A 346-nucleotide genomic window follows, 5' to 3' on the forward strand; every position below is an offset into this window, starting at 1 on the left:
GCGCCAGCGCTCCGCCCAGGCCGCCAGCAGCAGAGGTTCGGCGGCGTAGGCAAAGCGATTGCCAGCAAGAATGAGGGGAGCGCCGGGCTTCAGCCGTGACGCAATGGAGGCAAGAATGTCGTCCTTGGCCTTCCTTCCCGGGAGATGATGCAGCACTCCGATCAGCGTCGCGGCGTCGAAATCGCGCCCGCCGGGAAGCTCCTCGACATCGCCGATCGCGATCTCCGTCCGCTCGAGGAAGCCGAGTTGCTGCAACCGCCCCGCCGTAACATCCATCATCTCTTCGGAAGGGTCGACGGCAACAAATCTCCAGCCCGGTTCAAGAGATGCGGCGCTGACAATCTCC

At 64.2% G+C, this 346-nt stretch carries 1 protein-coding gene; it reads right to left on the minus strand.

Annotated features, from left to right (window positions below; genetic code table 11):
• Positions 1 to 346: class I SAM-dependent methyltransferase (locus tag AB4Y92_RS26920; protein ID WP_441822402.1), on the minus strand; the 346-nt coding region annotated here is incomplete at both ends.

Source organism: Lysobacter sp. TAB13, from assembly GCF_052113885.1.
GTDB lineage: Bacteria > Pseudomonadota > Gammaproteobacteria > Xanthomonadales > Xanthomonadaceae > Lysobacter > Lysobacter gummosus.